This is a genomic window from Agathobacter sp. (assembly GCF_977054825.1).
In genome coordinates this window covers 62,340-85,965 of record NZ_CDRTEH010000002.1, presented here as the reverse complement: position 1 = coordinate 85,965, position 23,626 = coordinate 62,340, and the positions used below count along the sequence as shown (strand labels likewise).

Here is a 23,626-nt window from a genome sequence, read left to right as displayed (position 1 = left end):
TTTCTATAATAAATCACTACTACATATTATATTATTCCAAGCAATTTATCAACATTTATAATCCCCCACGAGCCTTTGTGACTATCACCTCCCCTGTCGCATGTATTATACAGGGCAAGCTTAACCGCCTCCGGTCTCATATCTGGATTTTTTTCCAATAGAAGCGCTATGGCACCTGATACAATCGGTGTAGCCATTGAAGTACCTGTTTTTCTTACATATGTGCCATCCCTCGTTCCAAGGCTTATGATATCATGCCCCGGTGCAAGAATCTCGGGCTTTACAATACAGCAGTCGGTCGGACCTTTGCCACTTCTTATATCGTCAAAGCTTCCGACGGTTATTATCTTTCTTGAAATCCCCGGCACAGTTACAGAAAAAGGTGCCGGGCCGTAATTGCCCGCTGCCGCAACCACCACAACTCCCATATCCCACAATTCATCTATCAGCTTCAATATCTTAATGCGCTCTGCTGTATCAGAATACGGCAGATATCCTACAGAGAAGTTGAGTATTTTTATATTAAGTCTGACACAGTTTTCTTTTATATAAGTCAGTGCACGAATAGAGTCCGATGTCTGTCCCATTCCAAGATAGTCAAGCACCTTAAACACGTAAAGTCCTGCTCCCGGAGCCATTCCAATATCTGCTGCCGACAATATACCGCATACATGTGTACCATGCCCGTTATCGTCATAACAATTTTCCTTACCACCCACAAAATCCATAAAGTGCTTTATGCATCCATCAAGCTGTTTGTGTTTAAACACACCCGTATCAAGCACTGCTATATTGACATTTTTACCACTATATCCATTTTTATATACCAGATTTGCATTTATACTATATTTTGCATTTTTCATTATTTATTTTATTTTTTAATTTAGTATATGATTCATTTTCACAATATGACACAGACGCACCTGTTTTGCCTTACATCAAACCTTATTATTATAATTTCATATATTAAAAGGACTGCACCTGCGTGCAGCCCTTTATTGGGTATTATTGTTATACTTTAACGTATATTAATTAATCCTCTTTTACATCCTTCATAGAGAAGCTGATTCTTCCCATCTTGTCCTTACCGAGGCAAACAACCTTTACCTTGTCTCCAAGTGTGAGTACATCCTCTACTCTGTTGATTCTCTCTTTTGCAATCTTTGAAATGTGAACCATTCCCTCTTTGCCAGGAGCAAATTCGATGAAAGCACCGAACTCCTTGATGCTTACAACTGTTCCCTCAAGGATCTGTCCCTGTTCAAAATCAGTTGTGATAATCTTAATCATGTCGATTGCCTTTGCAATCATCTCTTTATCTGTTCCGCAGACTGAAACAGCACCATCATCTGTGATATCGATCTTGACACCGGTTCTGTCGATAATCTCGTTGATTGTCTTGCCCTTCTGTCCGACAACATCACCAATCTTTGATGGATCAATTGTAATCTGCTCAATCTTTGGAGCCCACTCATTTACTTCTTTTCTAGGCTCAGCTATTGCCTTGCTCATAACCTCATCCATGATGTAGAGACGAGCCTCACGTGTTCTTGCAATTGCCTCCTCAACGATAGGTCTTGTAAGTCCGTGAATCTTGATATCCATCTGAATAGCTGTGATACCCTTATGTGTACCTGTTACCTTGAAATCCATATCTCCGAAGAAATCCTCAAGACCCTGGATATCTGTAAGCACAAGGAAATCATCATCTGTATCGCCTGTTACAAGTCCGCATGAGATTCCGGCAACCATAGCCTTGATTGGAACACCAGCAGCCATAAGTGACATACATGATGCACATGTTGAAGCCATTGATGTAGAGCCGTTTGACTCAAATGTCTCAGATACGGCACGGATAGTATATGGGAACTCCTCAACACTTGGGAGTACAGGAACAAGTGCCTTCTCAGCAAGTGCTCCGTGTCCGATCTCACGACGTCCCGGTCCACGTGATACCTTTGTCTCTCCTACAGAGTATGCAGGGAAGTTATAGTGATGCATATATCTCTTTGTTGTGATATTTGCATCAAGTCCGTCGATTTTCTGAAGCTCTGATAAAGGAGCAAGTGTTACAACATCACAAATCTGTGTCTGTCCACGGGTAAACATTGCAGAGCCGTGAACTCTAGGAATCAGATCAACCTCTGCTGCGAGTGGTCTGATCTGGTTGATTGCACGGCCGTCCGGACGCTTGTGATCCTTTAAAATCATCTTTCTGACTGTCTTCTTCTGATACTGGTAAATAGCCTCACCAAGCACTGCAAGGTACTCCTCATTGTCAGCGAAGGCTTCCTCTAACTGCTCTGTGATAGCTCTGATATTTTCCTCACGCTTCTGCTTCTCATCTGTGAATACTGCCTCCTCCATCTGCTCAGGAGTAACAATTTTCTTGATATCCTCAAACATCTGCTCCGGAATAGCACAGCTCTCATACTCGTGCTTTGGCTTGCCGATCTCATCACGGATCTGATCCATGAATGCGATAACTGTCTGGTTGATATCGTGGCACTTGTAGATAGCCTCAAGCATCTGATCCTCAGGAATCTCATTGGCTCCTGCTTCAATCATGATGACCTTTTCCTTTGTAGAAGCAACTGTGAGCTGTAAATCGCCATCATCCCACTGCTTCTGTGAAGGGTTTACGATAAACTCTCCATCAACAAGTCCCATCTGTGTCATGGCACATGGTCCGTCAAACGGAATATCTGAGATGTGAACAGCAAGAGCTGTACCAATCATGGCAACTATCTCAGGACGGCACTCAGGATCCACTGACATAACAAGGTTGTTTAATGTAACATCGTTTCTGTAATCCTTTGGGAAAAGAGGTCTCATAGGACGATCAATTACACGGTCTGTAAGGATGGCGTTCTCAGATGCCTTTCCCTCACGCTTGTTAAAACCACCCGGTATTTTTCCTACAGAGTACATCTTCTCCTCGAACTCAACGCTGAGTGGGAAGAAATCCACACCATCACGTGGCTTGTCAGATGCTGTAGCTGTTGAAAGGACTGTTGTATCACCATACTTGATGAAAACAGCTCCGTTTGCCTGAGCTGCAACTCTTCCGATATCTACAGTAAGAGTCCTGCCGGCAAGTTCCATTGAATAACTTTTGTACATATTAATTCTCCTTAAAATTCTTTTGCAGAAGTGTATTCCTCTTCCGAAACTACTAAACAATACATGTACTCTCATGCACTCTTTAGTGGTCTCGGCTTACTTCTGCTTTTCAAAAACAATAATAAAAACAATAATAGAGCGGAATAATAATTACTCCGCTCTAAAGAAAATACTATTTTCTGAGTCCTAAACGCTCGATAAGTGAACGATATCTCTCGATATCAATCTCCTTAAGGTATGCAAGTAATCCACGTCTCTGACCGATCATCTTTAACATTCCTCTTCTTGAGTGATGATCCTTTGGGTTCTGCTTGAAATGCTCAGTTAACTCTGCGATTCTTGCTGAAAGAATTGCAATCTGAACCTCTGGTGAACCTGTGTCATTTGGTGTTCTACCGTACTCTGCGATAATAGCCTGTTTCTTTTCCTTTGCGATCATTGTTGATCCTCCTTAATATTATAATGCGCCCTGATAACTGTATGATGCTCAGCAATAGGTCGGAGTGTCCAACTACCGAACATGGGCAAAACCATACTTATGCAGTATAGCATAGTAAGCATTTGTTGTAAACTGTTTTTTTATTAATCCGGCAAATATCTTGCGGCACAAATCGGATTTCTGTAAAATGCGTTTGAAACCTTGATTCCATCACGCTTGTTGCTGGCATGGACAATCTGTCCGTTTCCGATATAAATTGCAACATGCGAGATACTCCTTCCGCTTCCGTAGAAGAATAAATCTCCCGGCTTGGCTTCAGATGCACTGATTTTTGTGCCGTATGAAGGCTGTGCTTTTGATGAATGCGGTAATGAGATTCCATACTTTCCAAGAATTCTCATTGTAAAGCCTGAGCAGTCAACTCCCTTCTCAAGGCTTGTACCACCCCACACATATCTGTTTCCTACAAACTGTAATGCATATGACACAACGGATGCCCTTACATCTGATACACCGTCACCATACTTCACCTGCTCAATTGTCTTGGCAGTAGGAAGTGCCTGTGCCACTGTCACATAATCCTGTGATATATATCCTACCGAATCATCCACACTTATCTCAACCCAGCCGTCAGCGATAGAATTAACCGTGAATGCCTCTGAGTTTCCAACCTGCGAAAGCACTGCAGCCTCTGTTGACTTATCGGCACGTACATTCAGTGTTTCCGTATTTACTGTGGCAACCGTCTTAATCTCCTGTTGCGCAATAGCCTCTGCCTCAGCTCCTGTTACAAGATACTGCTTGCTTACATATCCTGTCACCTTGCCCGATGTGACCTTGTACCAGTCTCCGGCATCCTCTAAAAGCTCACAGGCATTGTGATTGGTAAGGATTCCAACTACTTCGCTGTCTGTAGATGCCTCCTGTCTGATATTTAAGTTTCCGTTGCTTATAACTGACATACCAAGATTTGTATAACCACAGGTCTGTGCGGCTGTCGGTGTCTGAGCTGCCTCATCTGCCTGCTCAGACTCCTGTGAGGCATCGTCTGTCTGCGGTGTGCCCTGTGCAGATGCTGTTACAACATTGCTGTCATTTTGCGCAACAGTAAGCTCAGCTCCGTAGTATGTGAGCGCAGATGTTGCTCCTGCTGTGAGAAGCTCCGTGGCATCTGCGACCTCTGTCATATCAAGCGCCACCCCCGCATTGACTGTTCTGTTTTCCTTTAATACTGCTCTGGCATCTACTGTGCTGCTTGAGCTCATAGATACCGCACCTATAATAATAGCAAACGCTACAACGCCTGCTGCCTGTCCTAATTTTAATTTATTTTTCATATAGCCTCCAATTCATGCTATCCATAATCCCATGGTTACGAGTATAGCACAAATTGTTAAAATGTCAATATTTTTCCGTAATATTTCCGTAATATTTGTCATTTTTTCGTTATTTTGGGCAATTTAGTAAAAAAACAGCCACACTAAAACGTGTGACTGCCCGCATAATTGATTGTATAATTGATATCTGCACTCATCTGGCTCTTTAACGCTTCTATCGAATCAAACTTCATTTCAGCTCTTACGAACTTATGAAGCTCTACCATGATATCCTGTCCATAAACATCCTGCCCAAAATCTATGATATATGTCTCTGCACCGATTGGATTTTTGCCCTCTATAGTAGGCTTGCAGCCTATATTGGTTACGCCAAGGTACCAGTTGTCCCTGACAAGAACTCTCGACATATACACTCCCTTTGGTGGGAGCAGCTTATCGTGCGGCACCGTAAGATTGACTGTCGGAATGCCAATAGTCCTGCCCAACGCTCTGCCATGCACTACCCTTCCTTTTATGAAAAATGGATAGCCCAGCAGCTCATTTGCCTTCTTAATATGTCCTGCCGCAATCTCCTCACGGATATAAGTACTGCTTATATCCCTGTCTCCGTCCTTTATCTTGTCCACCACAATAAGCTCATATCCAAGCTCTCCTGCCATCGCAGAAAGCAGCCTGTGGTCTCCTGCCCTGTTGTGCCCGAAACGGAAATCATCTCCGACAATGATACACTTGACATTAAGACTTTTAACTACCCATCTGACAAACGCATCTGCCTCCATCGTCATCACCTGTGGCACAAACGGACACTCTATCAGATAGTCAATACCTGATTTTTCAAACACATACTCTTTTTCATCGTTTGTGATTATAACCTTTGACTCAATGCCAAGCACCTCCGATTTCGGAGGAATATCAAACGTAAATATGATGCGCTTGTAGCCATGCAGATTGCTCTGTTCAATTTGCTTTTCCATCAGAAATTCATGTCCTCTGTGAAGCCCGTCAAACTTTCCAAACGAGATGACGGACGGCTCCTTAACATGAAAATCCAGAGTTTTGCTTATATATTCCATAATATCTGTATACTATTCTATTCCATAAAAATCTTTACCGGCTTAAACTCACCGGTCTCATCAAGATACGAATACACGCCGACAAATATGCCCTCATGATTGTATACTCTGTATCTTATATCAGAGTCAGCACCGTGTTTTAAATAATCCGTAAGCACTGCCGGAATTTTATTTCCATTTCTGACAAGCTTATCGGCCTCTGCCACAGCATGTACTGCAGGCAGATTTTCAAACACTCCGTCAACAGGCATAACCATATCAAGGCAGCCTTCATCCACCTTAGACTGAAGCTGTGAAAGTGTCAGTGAATGCTCCAAGTCAAAGCCCGCTACCCTTACTCTAAGCAGTGACTTCATGCAGCCATGACAGCCAAGTCTCTCTCCGATGTCATTACACAGTGTCCTGATATATGTGCCCTTTGAACAGTGCACCGTCATCGTAACCTCAGGCAAATCAATGCTTTCAACCTTGATGTCAAACACCTCAATATCCCTGGCTTTTCTCTCAATCACCTTGCCCTCTCTGGCAAGCTCATAGAGTTTTTTCCCATTGACCTTTAAAGCCGAGTACATAGGCGGCACCTGCTTTTGCCTGCCAACAAACTGTGATATTACATCATACACTTCCTGCTCAGTCACATTGACCTTAGCCTGATTTAAGATTTGTCCTGAAATATCCTGTGTATCTGTCTCCTGTCCCAAAAGCAGCACAGCTTTATAGACCTTGTCCTTATCTGTCAAAAGGTCACACACTCTGGTTGCCTTTCCAAGGCAGACAGGGAGGACTCCCTGTGCATCCGGATCAAGTGTACCTGTATGACCAATCTTTTTCTGGTGGAATATGCCTCTAAGCTTTGCCACAACGTCAAAGCTTGTATAGCCCTTTTCCTTGTATACATTGATTATTCCGTTAACCATCTGCCTAAGAATCTCTCCCTAAATATTGTCCTTAATTGCTGTAAGAATGCGCTCTGTTGCCACATCAAGCGGTCCTTCGATCGTAAATCCCGCGGCCTTTACATGTCCGCCGCCACCAAATACCGACGCAACCTTTGCCACATCATAATCACCGTTTACGCGCAGACTGCCCTTGTAGGTACCATCCTCATTTTCGTAGAGAAATACCGCAACCTTTATATCCTTTGTCACACGCAGCTGGTTTACAATACCGTCAAGATGCTTCGGAAGCACCTCGTACTTTTCCATCTCAGCACGCGATATGGCAGACAGTATCACATCACCATCCTGATACAGAGCGGCATTCAAGAGTGCCTGCCCCATAATCTTGTTCTGAGCGAATGTCTTTGTATAAAATGTATCATCGATTATTCTTGAATAATCAATGCCCATCTCCATCAGGGAGCCTGCTATATCCATAGTCTTCTTTGAAGTGCATGAATACTGGAACACGCCTGTATCATGCACCATGCCTGTGTAAATACACTCTGCTATCTGTATTGTGATGCGCTCCTTCGGCAGAAGCTCAAACACAAGCTCACAGGTTGAGCTCGCATCCGGAAAAATGTAATTTGCGTCTGCAAAAGCCCCGTTTGTGACATGATGATCTATGCAAAGCGTCCTTTTTGCAGACTCAAAATACTTAGCTGCACTTCCCAGTCTGCCTGTGTCACTGCAGTCACATGCTATGAACAGATCGTATACTGTATCATCCGCATAGCTGCTGTCAATCTCATCTGCTCTTTGCATAAACTTAAAGATGTTCGGACTTGGCTCCAAATAAAGCTTTGCATTTATATTTGGATAATAATCCTTTATGTAATTGTATACCGCAAGCGTAGAGCCGACACAGTCACCGTCCGGTCTCACATGACCGGAAACGGCAACTGATTGTGCATCCTTTAAAATAGAATCAATCTCTGTCATAATCAATCCTCTTTGTTAATCCTCTTTGAGATTTTTTGTTACTTCATCAATCTTTTTAGACATCTCAACACCATACTCTATAGACTGGTCTATGATAAATGTAATGGCAGGTGTATTTCTTAAATTGATGTTTTTTGCGAGAGTTCTGCGTATATATCCCTCCGCTGACTTAAGTCCTGCAAGTGTATCAGCCTGTGATTTCTTGTCACCAAGCACACTGATATAAGCCTTTGCGGTCTTTAAATCAGGTGCCACCTCTACAGCAACAACACTTGTCATGGGATTGATACGCGGATCCTTTATCTCACCGCGTATGATATTTGACAGTTCACGCATTACCTCTTCGTTGATACGAATATTTTTTATGCTGTTCTTTCTCATATAATCCCGCTTTCTTTTATATTAAACCACAGCTATCCGAATAGCTGCATTAATTCAAGATAACCAATATACGATTATCTTGGAACCTCTACCATCTTGTAGGCTTCAACGATATCAAATTCCTGAATATCATTAAATCCGTCAAATACAAGACCACACTCGTAGCCTGTCTTGACCTCCTTGACATCATCCTTGAATCTCTTGAGTGAAGCAAGGTCTCCCTCGAATATCTGCTCACCCTCTCTGCTTATTCTGACACGGCAGCCTCTCTCCATAAATCCGTCAAGCACATATGAACCTGCAATATTTCCAACGCCTGAAGCCTTGAAAATCTGTCTGATTTCCGCATGTCCGATAACCTTCTCCTCAAATACAGGATCAAGCATACCCTTCATGGCAGCGGATACGTCCTCGATTGCATTGTAGATGACCTTGTAAAGTCTGATATCTACGCCCTCACGGTCTGCTGTAGCCTTGGCAACAGGGTCTGGTCTGACATTAAAGCCGATGATGATTGCATTTGATGCTGATGCAAGGATAACATCCGACTCGTTGATGGCACCAACACCACCGTGGATAACCTTGACCACAACCTCCTCATTTGAAAGCTTGACAAGACTCTGCTTAACAGCCTCAACTGAACCCTGCACATCTGCCTTTACGATGATATCAAGCTCCTTCATGTTGCCTGACTGAATCTGTGAGAACAGATCATCAAGTGACATCTTTGCCTTTGTATCCTCGATGAGCTTATTCTTCTCCTCTGAAATATATGTGTCAGAGAATGCCTTTGCCTCCTTCTCTGAATCACATGCCACAAATGTCTCTCCTGCTGAAGGAACACTGTTAAGTCCAAGTATCTCTACCGGTGTAGAAGGCTTAGCCTCCTTTACTCTGCGTCCCTTATCATCAATCATGGCTCTTACCTTACCATAGCTGCTTCCACATGCGATAGGATCTCCGACATGGAGTGTTCCTTTTTGTACAAGCACTGTGGCAACCGCACCACGACCCTTGTCAAGCTGTGCCTCGATTACAAGACCTCTTGCGTTTCTGTCAGGATTAGCCTTGAGCTCAAGCACCTCTGCTGTAAGAAGAATCATCTCAAGGAGATTGTCGATACCCTCCTTAGTATGTGCAGATACAGGACAGAATATTGTGCTTCCGCCCCAATCCTCAGGGATAAGCTCATACTCTGAGAGCTCCTGCTTAACCTTGTCGATATTGGCACTTGGCTTATCTATCTTGTTGACAGCAACGATAATCTCTACACCGGCTGCCTTTGCATGGTTGATAGCCTCAACAGTCTGTGGCATTACACCATCATCTGCAGCAACAACAAGGATTGCGATATCTGTAGAGTTTGCACCACGCATACGCATTGCTGTAAATGCCTCATGTCCCGGTGTATCAAGGAATGTGATGTTCTGGTCATTGATTGATACAACAGATGCACCGATGTGCTGTGTGATACCACCTGCCTCACGGTCTGTAACACGTGTCTGTCTGATGGCATCAAGCAGTGATGTCTTACCATGATCTACGTGACCCATTACGCAGACTACAGGTGGACGAGGAACCATCTTGCTCTCATCCTCTTCATCCTCCTTGAGAAGCTCTGCAATCACATCGACCTTCTCCTCTTCCTCACAGATGAAATTAAACTCTAACGCAATTTCCTCAGCTGCCGCAAAATCAACCTCAGAGTTAACTGTTACCATCTCGCCCTTCATGAAAAGCTTCTTTACGATGGCAGAAGGCTGCACCTTCATCTTGTCAGCTAAATCCCTGATTGTAATCTTCTCCGGAAGAGAAATTGTCTTAATCTCGTTCTCATCCTCTTTTGGCTGTGCCTTAGGCTGCTGTGGCTTTTTCTTGCCACCGTGCTTCTCGAGATTGATGTAATTCTCCTGCTTCTTTCCAAGCTTATCCTGCTTTTGGCTCTGATTGTGATTATGCTTATTCTTTCTGTCGTTGCCTCTGTCTCTGCTCTCCTTGCCTCTTACATCATCAGGAGCTGCCACTGCAACGGTTTCTTTTCTGAAACGGTTTCTGTCATCGCTTCTGCCGCCTGCTCTCTCGTTATTTCTGTCATTGCTTCTGCTTCTGTCATTATTTCTGTCAAAGCTTCTGCCACCTTCAGCAGGACGTCTTGCGTCATTTCTGAAGCCTCTGTTGTTGTCCCTATTGTTGTCTCTGCTGTTATCACGGTTATTATCGCGATTGTTTGGTCTTCTATCGCTGTTTCTGTCCGTATTTCTGCTTCTTTCGGCATTTCTGTCAGTATTTCTGTTGTTGGTTCTTTCACCATTGTCCTGACGTCTGTCGCCTCTTCTATCAGCGTCAGCCTGACGTGCCGGACGCGAATTGGCTGTCTTCATATCTGCATACGGATCCGCTGTACGCTCACTTATAGGGCGCATAGCTCTCTCTCCGACAGGTCTTGGCTTGATAATACTGTGCTGCTCAGGACGTGATGACTGATTATCGCGTCTGCCATTGCCATTCCTGCGCTGTGAACCGTTATTTCCATTATTTCCGCTGCCGTTTCCACCATTTGGTTTTCTTCCCTGCTTACTGTACTGGGCATTGAAAACTGCTGTGATGCTTGCCTTTTTCTTTGGTCTGTCGGCTGCCTTTGCCTCATCCTTTTTAGGCTCTTCCTTCTTAGGTGTCTCTTTTTTTACTTCTGTTTTTGTGTACTTCTTTCGCACAATTTTCTGTGCCTCGTCCTCAAGACCGCTCTGCACATTTTTGACAGCAAACTGTGTGCCGTTTAATGTGTCTATGACGTCCTGCGACTTTATATTTAATTCTTTTGCAAGTTCATGAACTCTCATTTTTGCCATATATCTATTTTCCTCCACTATTCAGTTTTATTCGACTGCAGCTTTTTTATCACTGCATTTGCAAGGTTTTCATCCGTTACCGCAAGGGAAGCTCGAAACTCTTTGCCTATTGCATTCCCTAACCCCACCTTGTCACTATAAAAATAAATCGGAACCTCATAGAAAGCAGTCATATCCGAAAAATGCTTCTTGGTATTGTCTGACGAATCATCTGCAACTATTACTAAATATGCCTTTCCTGTCTTTACTGCCTTCTCTGTTGAAAACTCTCCGCTAACCACATTGCCTGACTTTGCTGCTAATCCCAGCATTGAAAGCACTCTATCTGTCAATTTGGTTCATCTCCTTTTCAAGCTCCTCATATACCTGTTCTGATACACAAACACCAAGGGAACGCTCAAGTGCCTTTGTCTTTTTTGCCTTTTTAAAGCATTCAAGACTCTTACATATATAAGCACCCCTGCCATTTTTCTTGCCGGTGTCATCGAGAATTATGTCTCCCTCCGCAGTCTTTACCACGCGGATAAGCGACTTCTTTTCCTTCATCTCCTGACAGCCTACGCATTTACGCATTGGAATCTTTTTATTTGCCATTACTGCTCATCACCACTATCTGCTGTATCATCTGTCTCTTCGAAATCTAAAGCATCCGTATCCTCGGCTGCTGCAGCATTTTCTACATCTGCTGCTTCGTTTTCATCAGCATCTGCATCTACTAAGCTTTCGTTCTCTGCAAGCTCCTCATCTGAATAATCATAATCGTCATCATAATCATCCTCTTCATAGTCATTCTCATAATCCATGAAGTCTCCTGACTCTCTGGCCTGTGTCTCGCTCTTGATATCAATCTTGAAGCCTGTAAGTCTTGCTGCAAGTCTTGCATTCTGACCTTCCTTACCGATTGCAAGTGAAAGCTGATAATCCGGAACAACAACCTTTGCTGATTTCTCATCTGCATCTGCGATAACAGAAATAACCTTTGCAGGGCTAAGCGCGTTCTGGATAAGTATTGCAGGATTCTCATCCCATGTGATGATATCGATTTTCTCACCGCGGAGCTCATTTACGATAGCATTGACTCTGGCACCATTCATACCTACACATGCTCCTACAGGATCTACGTTTGGATCATTTGACCATACGGCAATCTTTGTTCTGCTTCCGGCCTCACGTGATATAGCCTTTATCTCAACTATACCCTCTTTAACCTCTGTAACCTCTGACTCGAAAAGTCTCTTCACAAGCTCAGGATGTGTTCTTGAAACAAGAATCTTTGGTCCCTTTGATGTTGACTTGACCTCAAGGATATATACCTTGATACGCTCTGTAGGCTTGAATACCTCGCCTTTTATCTGCTCACTCTCAGTCAGCAGTGCATCAGCCTTGCCTAAGTTGATGCTGACATTCTTTCCGATGTATCTTTGAACAACACCTGTCACAACATCCTTTTCCTTGCTGTTGTACTCGTCAAATATTACCTTTCTCTCCTCCTCGCGGATTTTCTGAAGGATAACGTTCTTTGCATTCTGTGTGGCGATACGTCCGAATTCCTTTGACTTCACCTCAACTCTCACGATATCTCCAAGCTGGTAGTTACCGTTTACCTTGTGCGCATCTGCTAAGGAAATCTCCTCAACAGGATCCTCAACCGCATCCACAACTGTCTTCTCCTGGTAGCATGAGAAAGCACATGTCTCAGGATCGATTTCTACCTTTACGTTGTCTGATTTACCAAAATGGTTCTTGCAGGCAGTCACAAGAGAGTTCTCAATTGCCTCAAGTAAAGTTTCTTTACTGATGTTTTTCTCCTGCTCTAATATATTTAACGCTTCTAATAACTCATTGCTCATTATTTTTTCCTCCTATTTGTGTTATCGTGCGCTTTAATTAAAAATCCAATGCCTGACGTATAAGCGCAATGTCACTCTTATTGAATGTAGTCTCATTGCCGTCTTCATCGGTTATTGTCACTGTATCCTTATCATAAGCTGTCAGCAGACCGTAAAATTCCTTGGACTTGTTGATAGCCCTGTATGTGCGAATCTCTATTTCCTTATTCATATTGCGCACATAGTCCTTTTCCTTCTTGAGAGGTCTTCCAAGCCCCGGCGAGCTGACCTCGAAGGTGTACGAATCAGGAATATAATCCTCTCTGTCGAGAATCTCATTCATCTGCCTTGCAACCACTTCACAGTCATCAACAGTTATGCCACCCTCTTTATCGATATATGCTCTCAGGTAGTTCATGCCACCTTCCTTAACATACTCGACATCAACAAGCTCAAAATTCATGCTGTCAAGAATTGGTTTTATAAAACTCTCTGTCTTTGTCTCATATACACTTGCCTTTGACATTTTATCACCTCTCTTTTGATTATTGATGTTTATAAACGTGAATTGAGAGAGGACTTTTGCCCTCTCTCAATCTAGTCAACGTTGTTATCATAAGTATAATAGCACTATCAGAAAAAAAAATCAAGTTTTTTTAAAAAAGTACTTGCTTTTTTTGAAACTCCATGATAGTATAATACACGGTTCGTTGGTCAAGCGGTTAAGACGCCGCCCTCTCACGGCGGAAACACGGGTTCGATTCCCGTACGGACTGCTCACTGATATTTATTTAATTAAATACAGCCCAACCCGAAAGCATCGCATTTATGCGATGTTTTTTTATTGTTACTGCTGCGGGTGCGTCCGGCGTCTATCCACGCTGTGATAAATAAACATTTAATATTTTTATATCAATATCATGTAAAATGCCCCACCATGGACGGTGGGGCAAGGCGTTACGCACCACGGACGGTGCGTAAAAGCCGGTTTCGTCATTCTGCGAAACTCTATATGCATAATTCATACAGTATCTTAACTGCAAAGCGTTAGCGCATGCGAGGTATTGTGCGTCACAGAGCGTACTCCGGGCGCCAATATTTCTGATAATTAGTCATCATATCCGTTAGGATTGTTCTTCTGCCATCTCCATGAGTCGGCACACATCTCCTTGATACCATACTGTGCTTCCCAGCCGAGCTCTCTCTTTGCCTTTGATGGGTCGCAGTAGCATGTAGCGATATCGCCAGGTCTTCTAGGCTTGATTGTATAAGGAATCTTAACACCTGTTGCAGCCTCGAAATTCTTTACGATATCAAGCACGCTGTAGCCATGTCCGGTTCCAAGATTGTAGATGCAAAGACCTGCATTCTCCTCGATTTTCTTTAATGCCTTTACGTGTCCAACCGCAAGGTCAACTACATGTATGTAATCTCTCACACCTGTTCCGTCAGGAGTATCATAGTCATCTCCGAATACTCCAAGCTCCTTAAGCTTGCCTACTGCCACCTGTGTGATATAAGGCATGAGGTTGTTTGGAATACCGTTTGGATTCTCACCCATTGTTCCGCTCTGATGAGCTCCGATTGGGTTGAAGTAGCGAAGCAGGATGACATTCCATTCATTATCTGCTTTGTAAATATCCATAAGTATCTGCTCAAGCATAGACTTTGTCCAGCCGTATGGGTTTGTACACTGTCCCTTCGGGCACTCCTCTGTAATAGGAATCTGTGCAGGATCTCCGTATACTGTAGCTGATGAAGAGAAAATGATGCTCTTGCAGCCATTCTGTCTCATCACATCAACAAGTGTAAGTGTTCCTGCGATATTGTTGTTATAGTACTCCCAAGGCTTTGCCACAGACTCTCCTACTGCCTTGAGTCCTGCAAAGTGAATACAGCTATCTATCTTTTCTTCCTTAAAAATCTTATTTAAGATGTCTCTGTCAAGGATATCTCCCTTATAGAACTTTACTTCTTTGCCTGTAAGAGCCTTAACTCTGTCAAGTGACTTCTCAGAAGAATTTGAAAGATTGTCAAGTACTACCACATCGTAGCCTGCATCAAGAAGCTCCACGCATGTGTGGCTTCCGATATATCCGGCTCCACCAGTAACTAAAATTGCCATAATAAATATCTCCTTTTCATTTTTGTTAAATTTATTGTAGCGCATTTGCTCATTTTTGTATAGAATAAAATGTAGAAGAAATATGTAAAAATGTTGTAAAGGTGGGTAATATGAACAATAAATACAAAAATTCCTATATCGTAAAAGAAAAAGAGCTTGTATCCCTGTCCGTATATAATGTAGGCTTTCAGAGCTGCGACAGCCTGTATCAGTGGGGACCGGGTATCAGGGATCATTATCTGATTCACTATATCATAAGCGGTAAGGGCCGCTACACTGTAAACGGCAAGGTTCACACGTTAACCCCGGGCGATGCATTTCTCGTATACCCAAATACCGAGGTGATTTATCAGGCTGATGAGGAAGATCCCTGGGAATATACCTGGGTGGGCTTTACCGGCAGCGATGCCGCAACCATTTTAAGAGCAACGGATTTCACAAAGGCGCATCCATACATACACAGTGTATCAAACGGAAACGAAATAAAAAGACAGCTCATGCATATATACGACGCCAGAGGCACAGAATTTGAAAATGCACTCGAAATGACCGGGCGACTCTACACTACCCTCGCCCTCTTTGTCAGCGCAGCCACATCAAAGCCACCGCAAAACAGCGCCAACTCCTATGTACAAAAGGGCATCGAATACATATCTGCCAACTATTCATACCCTATCACTGTTGAGGATATCGCATCATATATAGGCTTAAGCAGAAGCCACCTGTTCCGCTCCTTCCAGCGCATACTCGGAGTATCACCAAAGGAGTATCTGACCGATTTCAGAATCAAGCAGGCTTGCTATCTGCTTAAGCACTCCCCATTATCCATCACAGCAATTGCAGGCTCAATAGGGTTTGATAACAGCCTGTATTTTTCAAAAACCTTTCATAAAATAAAAGGGCTGTCGCCGAAGGAGTATCGCAGTAAATATAAAAAGATTCAGGAATAACATAAAAAAGCTACCAAGCTTCACATGAAGCCCGGTAGCTTTTATCATATATTCGTTTATGCTAAATTAAGCAAGCTTAGATTTAGCAACCTCTACTAATTTAGCAAATCCTGCTGCATCAGTAACAGCCATATCAGCTAATACCTTACGGTTAAGGTCAACGTTTGCTAACTTTAAGCCGTGCATGAACTGGCTGTATGAAAGTCCGTTGAGACGAGCTGCTGCGTTGATACGGGCAATCCATAACTGACGGAACTGTCTCTTTCTCTCTTTACGTCCAGCGTATGAGCTTGTAAGTGCTCTCATAACTGACTGCTTTGCTACTCTATACTGCTTAGATCTAGCGCCTCTGTAACCCTTTGCTAACTTTAATGTTCTGTTATGTCTTTTCTTAGCGCCTAAACCGCCTTTAACTCTTGCCATTTGTTGATTCCTCCTTAACTAATACTACCGATTACATGTATGGTAAAATCTTCTTCATATTCTTAACATTTGTCTCATCTGTCATTGTTGCTTTTCTGAGATTTCTCTTTGTCTTTGTTGTTTTCTTAGTTAAGATATGTCTCTTGTAGGCTTTATTTCTCTTTAACTTTCCTGTTCCTGTAACTTTGAAACGTTTTGCAGCTGCTCTGCTTGTTTTCATTTTTGGCATTGTGTGTTCCTCCTTAAATTGTTATCTCTTTTCTGCCAGCACCATACCGATGCTTCTTCCTTCAACCTTTGGTGCTTTCTCCACTACCGCTACATCCGAAAGATTCTCAGCTATGTCATCAAGGATATGCTTGCTTGCATTCATATGAGCCATCTCACGTCCCCTGAATCTAAGTGTGATCTTTACCTTATTTCCTTTTGCAAGGAATTTCTTTGCAGCATTCATCTTGGTATTCAAGTCGTTAGCCTCAATGTTAGGTGAGAGACGAATCTCTTTCAATTCAACGGTCTTCTGCTTTTTCTTTGCATCCTTTTCCTTGCGGGCCTGCTCATAACGATACTTACCATAATCGATCACCTTACATACAGGTGGCTTCGCATTTGGTGCAATCTTTACTAAATCAAGTCCTGCCTCGTCTGCAATCTTTTGAGCTTCTCTTGAAGAAACGATTCCTAACTGCTCTCCATCCGCTCCAATCAGTCGAACTTCTCTGTCTCTGATCTGTTCATTAATCATTAATTCGCTAATGGTCTTGTACCTCCATAAAAAAATAGTGGATAGGCAGACTATCCACTATACAATCTTCAACACAAATGTTTGAAAATATTAACACTAAGTCGCGCGATTGCGCTTAGGTGAGAGTGGATACTCTACTTTGTTTTCATACAACTACTAGAATATATCACAGACAATTCCTGTTGTCAACACTTTTATCTGAATTTCCGGTATTTTCCGGTATTTAATATTACAATCATTGTCTATTCAGAACCATTTATTAATATGTACCAAGAATCTTAAGGGCAATTGCCTCTTCCCTTATGCCTCTTAGAGCATTCTGCACTGCCGTATCCGTAAAACGGCCTTCAAAATCAACAAAGAATCTGTACTCCCAGGCCTTATCGGATATCGGTCTCGACTGGATATTTAACATATTGATTCCATTGTATATAAAGTGGGCGAGCATATGATACAGTGCACCACTCTTGTGAGGAGTCTCAAAGCAGATGCTTATCCTGTCCGCATCCCTGCGGCATACCCTTTTAGCCGACACAATTATAAACCTTGTTGCATTGTTTTTATTGTTCTGTATGCGGCTCTCCAGCACCTGAAGACCATATATATCAGCTGAGATATGGCTCGCTATGCCGGCCTGTGTTATATCTCCGTCATCCTTTACTTTCTTTGCTGAAAAAGCTGTATTCCTGACAGCTACCTGATTGATTTCCTTATGCTCATCAAAAAAGTCCGAGCACTGCATAAGTGCCTGTGGATGCGAGTACACTGTTCTGATATCAGAAAGCTTTGCGCCCGGAAGTCCCATCAGACTGTGGTCAATTCTGATAATCTGCTCGCCAACTATGTAATTGTCGTACTCAACAAGCAGATCATAGTTTTCCGATACGATACCGGCTGATGAATTCTCTATAGGAAGCACCGCATAATCAGCCTTTCCGCACTTGATATCCTCCATGGCATCCTTCCATGTATCCACATTGTAGCCATTGCAGTTCTCGCCAAAGTATGTCTTCATGGCAAGCTGTGAGTATGCGCCCTCGACTCCCTGAAACACAATCCTTGCATTGGAAAAATCAAGGCTTTCCACCTCTGTAAAGTCCTCCTTCTCCACTATGCCATGCTCAGTCATGAGCTGATACTGCTTCTTTCTGCTGGTCGACATAATCTGCTCAAAGAGCTCGACTATGCCATGCTTTAAAAACTCATCCTCTGCAAGAGACGATAATTTTTCAAGCTTTTCATCCTCTCTTGCCTTATCAAAGACCTTTTTGCCGGTAGTTATCTTATACTCGGCAACGTGCTTTGAGATTTCCATTCTTTCCTTATATAATCTGACTATTTCACTGTCTATCTCATCGATAGACTCTCTTAATTTCATTAAATCTTCCATCATTGTCTCCTAAAAAAATATAATAAAATATTATTACAAAATTTGCAGAAAGGCAAGTAAACCTTGAAAGATTTATTGTATACAGATATAATTTAGTTACATGTATACGAAATCAAGGCAGGAGAATCACATGAAAAAATATATAAAAATAATCATTCCACTCATTTTAATATGCATCGCAGGACTAACGATATATTATTTTGCAACAAAGGTAAAGCTTAATTCATCCTATGTAAATGGCAATACTGCAGGTAATCTTTACAATGCCGGCCTCTTCTGTGAAAGTGATGGTGAAGTATTTTTCTCAAATACAAATGACCACGGCAGGCTGTATGCCATGAATATTGACGGCAGCAATATACATAAGCTGAGCAACGATACTGCCATGTACATAAACGCTGATAAAAATTATGTCTATTACGTGAGAAATAACAATCAGAAAATCACAAGCCAGACCTTCTTTTCATATGACAGGAACAGCCTCTGCCGCATAAAAAGAAATGGCCACGGCTCCACCGTGCTGGATCCTGACCCATGCATCTATGCATCCCTGATAGGCAACTACATATATTATCTGCACTATGATACCAAAACCGCAACCTCTCTATACCGCATCAGAATAGATGGAGAAGATAAAAAGAAGATAAAAAGCCACTATCTGTTCACCTGCAACACATCAGGTCAGTATTTTTATTATAATAATCCCGAAAACGGACAGCTGTACAGATATGACACCGCTTCACAGAGTGAAGCCTTATTCTACGACTGCAACTGCTACAAGCCGGTTGTGCTGGATGACACAAATGTATACTACATGGATGTAAATCAAGACAATGCTATTGTCCATGTCAATATCAACAATCCAAATCCTGTAGTTTTAACGGAAGCAAATATTGAACATTACAATGTGTATGGCAGTCTGATATTCTATCAGCGCGGTGGTGATAATCCGGCTCTGTGTGTTGTAAAAAATGATGGTTCCGGCTTTAAAGAGCTCGCAAAGGGTGAGTTTTGCAACATTAACGTAACATCACAGTATGTGTATTTCACAGATTTTGTCTCAAACAAAGAATACTATACATCCACACAGAATCCTGACACCGTAACAGCTTTACAGCCATAACAGATGTTTTCATAAAAAGAACACGCATATTTATGATCAAATCATGCGTGTTCTTTTTCTTTTATCAATTCATATAAAATTCAAATCTTGATTTGTATATATCACTGCACTTTCCGGTATTCTGGTCTATCGCAATAACAGAAAGCACATTGTTTCCCTCAGGAACAGGTATTGGTGCTGTATACTCTGTTGACGCAGCACTCGGATCTGACGAATCCCAGGTATAGTATACCTTGCAGTTTTCTGGTGCTGTGATTGTGATATCGGTCTGAGCACCAAATGTACCACCATCCGGATCCACCTCCGGTGCTTTTGGTGCCTCAAACTCAATCTCATACCTGGCCGATGCCACCTCGCTCTTGATTCCTCTGTCATCAACCGCAACAGCCGTTATCTCATATGTGCCTTCCTTGTCCAAAGTGATTGGATTATAATATCTCTCTCCTCTAGTCAAGGGATTATCGGAATCATATGAATAGTATATTTTTGTACCGCTGTCCGCAGTTATCGTTAGCTCAATAGCCTCTCCATACTTGCCGCTGCTCTTGCTAAGCTTCGGCTCTGATACTGTATAATCCGCAAAAAGCTTTAAAATCGATTCATCCTTAGCACTGTCACGTAGCGCAACAATCGCATCATAATCCCTCTTGGATTCATAGATTGAGATAAGCTTTTTATATGCCTCCTCGCTCTTTGAATCGGTATTAATAATTTCCTGATACAGCACAAGAGCGGCATCATAATCCTTCTTGGACATATATATATCAGCCAGAGCAAATCTGACATCCGTATTGTCCGAATCAATTGACAAAGCCTTCTCATAATAAGAAACTGCAGAATTTATATCACCTGCCGCATAAGCCTCCTTAGCCTGCTTCACCTGATAATCAAATGAATTGTCATGTGATCTGCCCACATTACGCACAACAGCTGCAACAAGTATAATAATCGCTATAACGCACACTACAGCCGAAATAATAATTATCTTCTTCTGTTGCGCCCTCTTTGCCTTCTGCCCGTCAGACTGTGGCTTCTCACACGGCTGTTTTGTCTGGGTCTGCTGTATTTTAGGCTGAGCCTGTCTCTCCTGCGCCTGTTTTGTCTGCGTCTGTCTTGCCTGCTGCCTTTCAGACTGCGATGATCTATCCTGATTCTGCCTTGTCCGCTGAGTTGCACTTTGAAGCTGCTGTCTCACCGGCTCATCAAACCTGACTGTCTTATCAGATACCGGCCGTACAGTCTTTCGTTCATCAGTTCTCCTATCGTCATTTCCAACCAGATTATCAAGATAATCATCAAATTCGTTGTAATCAGGCACTATCTGCACCGGACGCCCGCAGGCATCGCAGTACAGACTGCCCTCCTTCAATTCATTACCACAATTGGCACATCTCATACATCTAATCCTCTTACATATTGTCTAATTGTCTAATTATCTCTTCATAGCCTCAACACAATTGCTCATGAGCATTGCAATTGTCATAGGTCCTACACCGCCAGGTACCGGTGTGATATGTGATGCCTTAGGCATAACAGAATCAAAATCCACATCACCACACAGCTTATTTTCAGCATTTCTATGGATTCCTACGTCAATGACAACAGCACCATCCTTCACATATGAGGCATCTATAAACTTAGGCTTTCCTATTGCCACGATGAGGATATCAGCATTTTTGCACACCTCTTTTAAGTCCTTTGTATGTGAATGACATACCGTAACAGTTGCATTCTCCCTAAGCATAAGAATTGACATAGGCTTACCGACTATATTGCTTCTGCCGACCACAACACAGCTTTTGCCATCAATATCTATATTGCTTCTCTTTAAGAGCTGAATGATACCGGCCGGAGTACACGGTAAAAAGCCGGGCTTTCCTATAACCATCGCACCAACGCTCTGTGGGCTGAAGCCGTCGACATCCTTTTTCGGATCAATAGCATCAATAACCTTGTCCTCATCAATATGCTTTGGCAGCGGAAGCTGACAGAGAATGCCATTTACAGAAGCATCGGCATTGAGCTTTTCGATAAGCTCCAATATCTCCTCCTGTGTAGTTTCCTCTGCAAGCTCATATGAAAGCGATTTGATTCCGACATACTCACATGCCTTTTTCTTGTTGCGCACATACACAGATGATGCAGGGTCATTTCCGACCTGAATCACCGCAAGACAGCCCTCGATGCCTTTTTTCTTAAGCTGTGCCACCTCTTCCTTAAGCTCATCCTTAATCTGCGTTGAAATTAATTTTCCGTCTATAAGATTAGCCATATTTCCTCCTAGAATAATCCTGTAATCACACCATTGTCGTCCACATCAATGCCATATGCAGCCGGCTTCTTTGAAAGTCCCGGCATAGTCATGATAGAACCGTTTACTGCTACCACGAAGCCTGCACCTGCTGACGCATAAACCTCACGTACATTGATTTTAAAGCCGCTCGGTCTGCCAAGCTTCTTTGCATCATCAGAAAGCGAATACTGTGTCTTTGCCATACATACAGGGAAATCTCCCATTCCAAGGTCTGTAATTCTCTTAAGCTCTCTCTCTGCTGCCGGAGAATATGTAACACCATCTGCTCCATATATTTCTTTTGCAACAGTTTCAATCTTTTCCTTAAGAGACAGACTATCGTCATAGAGCACCTTGAAATTGCTTTCCTTGTGCTCGATTGTTTCAAGCACCTTGTTGGCAAGGTCAATTCCGCCTTCGCCACCCTTCTCCCATACCTCTGAGAGTGCAAACTCACAGCCTCTTTCCTTACAGAACTGCTCTACAAAATCAGTCTCAGCCTTTGTATCTGTGACAAATGAATTTAATGTGACAACTACAGGCACGCCAAACTTGTGAAGATTCTCAATATGCTTCTCAAGGTTTACGATTCCTGCCTTAAGTGCATCAAGATTCTCTGCCGAAAGCTCATCCTTTGGCACGCCGCCGTTATATTTTAATGCTCTGATTGTTGCAACAAGTACAACTGCATCCGGCTTAAGTCCTGCCATACGGCACTTGATATCAAAGAACTTCTCTGCTCCAAGGTCTGCTCCAAAGCCTGCCTCAGTGATAACATAGTCTGCAAGCTTTAATGCTGTCTTTGTGGCACGGACACTGTTACAGCCATGTGCTATATTGGCAAAAGGTCCACCGTGAACTATCGCCGGTGTGTGCTCAAGTGTCTGGATAAGGTTTGGCTTTAAGGCATCCTTTAAGAGAGCAGCCATAGAGCCTGTAGCCTGTAGATCATCGGCTGTTACAGGCTTTCCGTCAAAGGTATATGCCACAATAATTCTGCCAAGGCGCTTCTTTAAATCAGCCATATCATCAGCCAGACAAAGTATTGCCATAATCTCAGATGCTACAGTAATAACAAAATGATCCTCCCTGACCATTCCGTCCATCTTGCTTCCAAGACCAACAACGATATTTCTAAGGACACGGTCATTCATATCCATACATCTCTTCCATACAATCTGGCGTGGGTCGATACCAAGCTCGTTGCCCTGCTGGATATGATTGTCAAGAAGTGCTGCAAGCAGATTGTTTGCAGATGTAATAGCATGAAAATCTCCCGTAAAATGAAGATTCAGATCCTCCATTGGGACAACCTGTGCATATCCGCCACCGGCTGCTCCTCCCTTGATACCAAAGCAAGGTCCAAGTGACGGCTCACGAAGTGCGATAAGCGCTTTCTTTCCCAGGCGTCCGAATGCCTCTCCCAGACCAACGCTTGTGGTTGTCTTTCCCTCTCCTGCAGGAGTCGGGTTTATAGCAGTAACAAGTATGAGCTTTCCGTCAGGATTTTCCTTTGTGCGATTGATGAGCTCATCAGAAATCTTTGCCTTGTACTTTCCATAAAGCTCTAAGTCATCCTCTTTAATCCCTATAGATGCTGCTACATCCTTGATTGGAAGCATTGTTGCTTCCTGTGCGATTTGAATATCTGTTTTCATTTTTC

General features: G+C 42.8%; 23 protein-coding genes and 1 tRNA gene. 3 read left to right on the top strand and 21 right to left on the bottom strand.

Translation table 11 applies throughout. The annotated features are described in order from the left end of the window. Window positions 1-26: 26 nt before the first annotated feature. From ACW6PM_RS02545 to rimP, 13 genes are all read right to left on the bottom strand, one after another. Window positions 27-863, bottom strand: a complete 837-nt coding sequence (locus ACW6PM_RS02545; protein WP_456056125.1) for a S8 family peptidase — start codon at window positions 861-863, stop codon at window positions 27-29. Between the two features lie 169 nt (window positions 864-1,032). Next, the gene (locus ACW6PM_RS02540; protein ID WP_308650310.1) at window positions 1,033-3,123 is read right to left on the bottom strand and encodes a polyribonucleotide nucleotidyltransferase; all 2,091 of its coding nucleotides are present in this window, start codon (window positions 3,121-3,123) and stop codon (window positions 1,033-1,035) included. Window positions 3,124-3,295: 172 nt separating this feature from the next. Next, entirely contained in the window at window positions 3,296-3,562 is a 267-nt protein-coding gene (gene rpsO, locus ACW6PM_RS02535) for a 30S ribosomal protein S15 (RefSeq protein WP_012742776.1), read from the bottom strand. 143 nt (window positions 3,563-3,705) lie between these two features. Continuing rightward, entirely contained in the window at window positions 3,706-4,899 is a 1,194-nt protein-coding gene (locus ACW6PM_RS02530) for a C40 family peptidase (protein ID WP_456056124.1), read from the bottom strand. Between the two features lie 143 nt (window positions 4,900-5,042). Then, on the bottom strand, window positions 5,043-5,972 hold the full coding sequence (locus ACW6PM_RS02525; RefSeq protein ID WP_456056123.1) for a bifunctional riboflavin kinase/FAD synthetase: 930 nt from the start codon (window positions 5,970-5,972) through the stop codon (window positions 5,043-5,045). A 17-nt stretch (window positions 5,973-5,989) separates the two neighbouring features. Then, complete coding sequence (truB, locus tag ACW6PM_RS02520; protein ID WP_456056122.1) at window positions 5,990-6,889, bottom strand: tRNA pseudouridine(55) synthase TruB; 900 nt, start codon at window positions 6,887-6,889, stop codon at window positions 5,990-5,992. A gap of 18 nt (window positions 6,890-6,907) precedes the next feature. Further along, window positions 6,908-7,855: a DHH family phosphoesterase gene (locus tag ACW6PM_RS02515; protein ID WP_456056121.1), complete on the bottom strand. Its 948-nt coding sequence runs from the start codon at window positions 7,853-7,855 to the stop codon at window positions 6,908-6,910. A gap of 15 nt (window positions 7,856-7,870) precedes the next feature. Beyond that, window positions 7,871-8,236 (bottom strand): 30S ribosome-binding factor RbfA, encoded by a 366-nt coding sequence (rbfA, locus tag ACW6PM_RS02510; protein ID WP_012742782.1) that lies wholly within the window; start codon window positions 8,234-8,236, stop codon window positions 7,871-7,873. Window positions 8,237-8,310: 74 nt separating this feature from the next. Further along, a complete protein-coding gene (gene infB, locus ACW6PM_RS02505) occupies window positions 8,311-11,085 on the bottom strand; it encodes a translation initiation factor IF-2 (protein ID WP_456056120.1) in 2,775 nt (924 codons plus the stop codon). A 17-nt stretch (window positions 11,086-11,102) separates the two neighbouring features. Continuing rightward, window positions 11,103-11,396 (bottom strand): L7Ae/L30e/S12e/Gadd45 family ribosomal protein, encoded by a 294-nt coding sequence (locus ACW6PM_RS02500; protein WP_308650374.1) that lies wholly within the window; start codon window positions 11,394-11,396, stop codon window positions 11,103-11,105. A gap of 10 nt (window positions 11,397-11,406) precedes the next feature. Next, on the bottom strand, window positions 11,407-11,679 hold the full coding sequence (gene rnpM, locus ACW6PM_RS02495) for an RNase P modulator RnpM (protein ID WP_308668455.1): 273 nt from the start codon (window positions 11,677-11,679) through the stop codon (window positions 11,407-11,409). Then, entirely contained in the window at window positions 11,679-12,935 is a 1,257-nt protein-coding gene (gene nusA / locus ACW6PM_RS02490) for a transcription termination factor NusA (RefSeq protein WP_456056119.1), read from the bottom strand. Before nusA ends, rnpM begins: the two co-directional genes overlap by 1 nt. Window positions 12,936-12,972: 37 nt before the next feature. Beyond that, window positions 12,973-13,440: a ribosome maturation factor RimP gene (rimP, locus tag ACW6PM_RS02485; RefSeq protein WP_308650317.1), complete on the bottom strand. Its 468-nt coding sequence runs from the start codon at window positions 13,438-13,440 to the stop codon at window positions 12,973-12,975. Between the two features lie 178 nt (window positions 13,441-13,618). Here rimP and ACW6PM_RS02480 point away from each other — a divergent pair. Continuing rightward, window positions 13,619-13,690: transfer RNA gene (locus ACW6PM_RS02480), tRNA-Glu, on the top strand. Window positions 13,691-14,022: 332 nt separating this feature from the next. Here ACW6PM_RS02480 and galE read toward each other — a convergent pair. Further along, entirely contained in the window at window positions 14,023-15,039 is a 1,017-nt protein-coding gene (gene galE, locus ACW6PM_RS02475; protein ID WP_308650318.1) for a UDP-glucose 4-epimerase GalE, read from the bottom strand. A 110-nt stretch (window positions 15,040-15,149) separates the two neighbouring features. On the opposite strand from galE, the gene ACW6PM_RS02470 reads away from it, so the two are divergent. Further along, a complete protein-coding gene (locus ACW6PM_RS02470) occupies window positions 15,150-15,989 on the top strand; it encodes an AraC family transcriptional regulator (RefSeq protein ID WP_456056118.1) in 840 nt (279 codons plus the stop codon). Between the two features lie 66 nt (window positions 15,990-16,055). On the opposite strand, the gene rplT is transcribed toward ACW6PM_RS02470, so the two are convergent. The 4 genes from rplT to ACW6PM_RS02450 all read right to left on the bottom strand — a co-directional run bounded on the left by rplT (window position 16,056) and on the right by ACW6PM_RS02450 (window position 18,547). Further along, window positions 16,056-16,412 (bottom strand): 50S ribosomal protein L20, encoded by a 357-nt coding sequence (gene rplT, locus ACW6PM_RS02465; protein WP_012742790.1) that lies wholly within the window; start codon window positions 16,410-16,412, stop codon window positions 16,056-16,058. A gap of 31 nt (window positions 16,413-16,443) precedes the next feature. After that, window positions 16,444-16,641, bottom strand: a complete 198-nt coding sequence (gene rpmI, locus ACW6PM_RS02460) for a 50S ribosomal protein L35 (protein ID WP_012742791.1) — start codon at window positions 16,639-16,641, stop codon at window positions 16,444-16,446. A 21-nt stretch (window positions 16,642-16,662) separates the two neighbouring features. Next, window positions 16,663-17,157, bottom strand: a complete 495-nt coding sequence (gene infC, locus ACW6PM_RS02455) for a translation initiation factor IF-3 (protein WP_012742792.1) — start codon at window positions 17,155-17,157, stop codon at window positions 16,663-16,665. Window positions 17,158-17,416: 259 nt separating this feature from the next. Then, window positions 17,417-18,547, bottom strand: coding sequence for a bifunctional chorismate mutase/prephenate dehydratase (locus ACW6PM_RS02450; protein ID WP_456056117.1), 1,131 nt, complete (start codon window positions 18,545-18,547; stop codon window positions 17,417-17,419). Window positions 18,548-18,677: 130 nt separating this feature from the next. On the opposite strand from ACW6PM_RS02450, the gene ACW6PM_RS02445 reads away from it, so the two are divergent. Beyond that, window positions 18,678-19,670, top strand: coding sequence for a DUF5050 domain-containing protein (locus ACW6PM_RS02445; protein WP_456056116.1), 993 nt, complete (start codon window positions 18,678-18,680; stop codon window positions 19,668-19,670). A 64-nt stretch (window positions 19,671-19,734) separates the two neighbouring features. Here ACW6PM_RS02445 and ACW6PM_RS02440 read toward each other — a convergent pair whose 3' ends face one another. The 3 genes from ACW6PM_RS02440 to ACW6PM_RS02430 are packed head-to-tail and all read right to left on the bottom strand — an operon-like array spanning window position 19,735 to window position 23,621. Next, entirely contained in the window at window positions 19,735-21,066 is a 1,332-nt protein-coding gene (locus ACW6PM_RS02440; protein WP_456056115.1) for a chitobiase/beta-hexosaminidase C-terminal domain-containing protein, read from the bottom strand. 36 nt (window positions 21,067-21,102) lie between these two features. Continuing rightward, window positions 21,103-21,942 carry a bifunctional methylenetetrahydrofolate dehydrogenase/methenyltetrahydrofolate cyclohydrolase FolD gene (gene folD / locus ACW6PM_RS02435; protein ID WP_308650323.1) on the bottom strand — a complete coding sequence of 280 codons (840 nt, stop codon included), beginning with the start codon at window positions 21,940-21,942 and terminating at the stop codon, window positions 21,103-21,105. An 8-nt stretch (window positions 21,943-21,950) separates the two neighbouring features. Then, a complete protein-coding gene (locus ACW6PM_RS02430) occupies window positions 21,951-23,621 on the bottom strand; it encodes a formate--tetrahydrofolate ligase (RefSeq protein WP_456056114.1) in 1,671 nt (556 codons plus the stop codon). Window positions 23,622-23,626 lie beyond the last annotated feature (5 nt).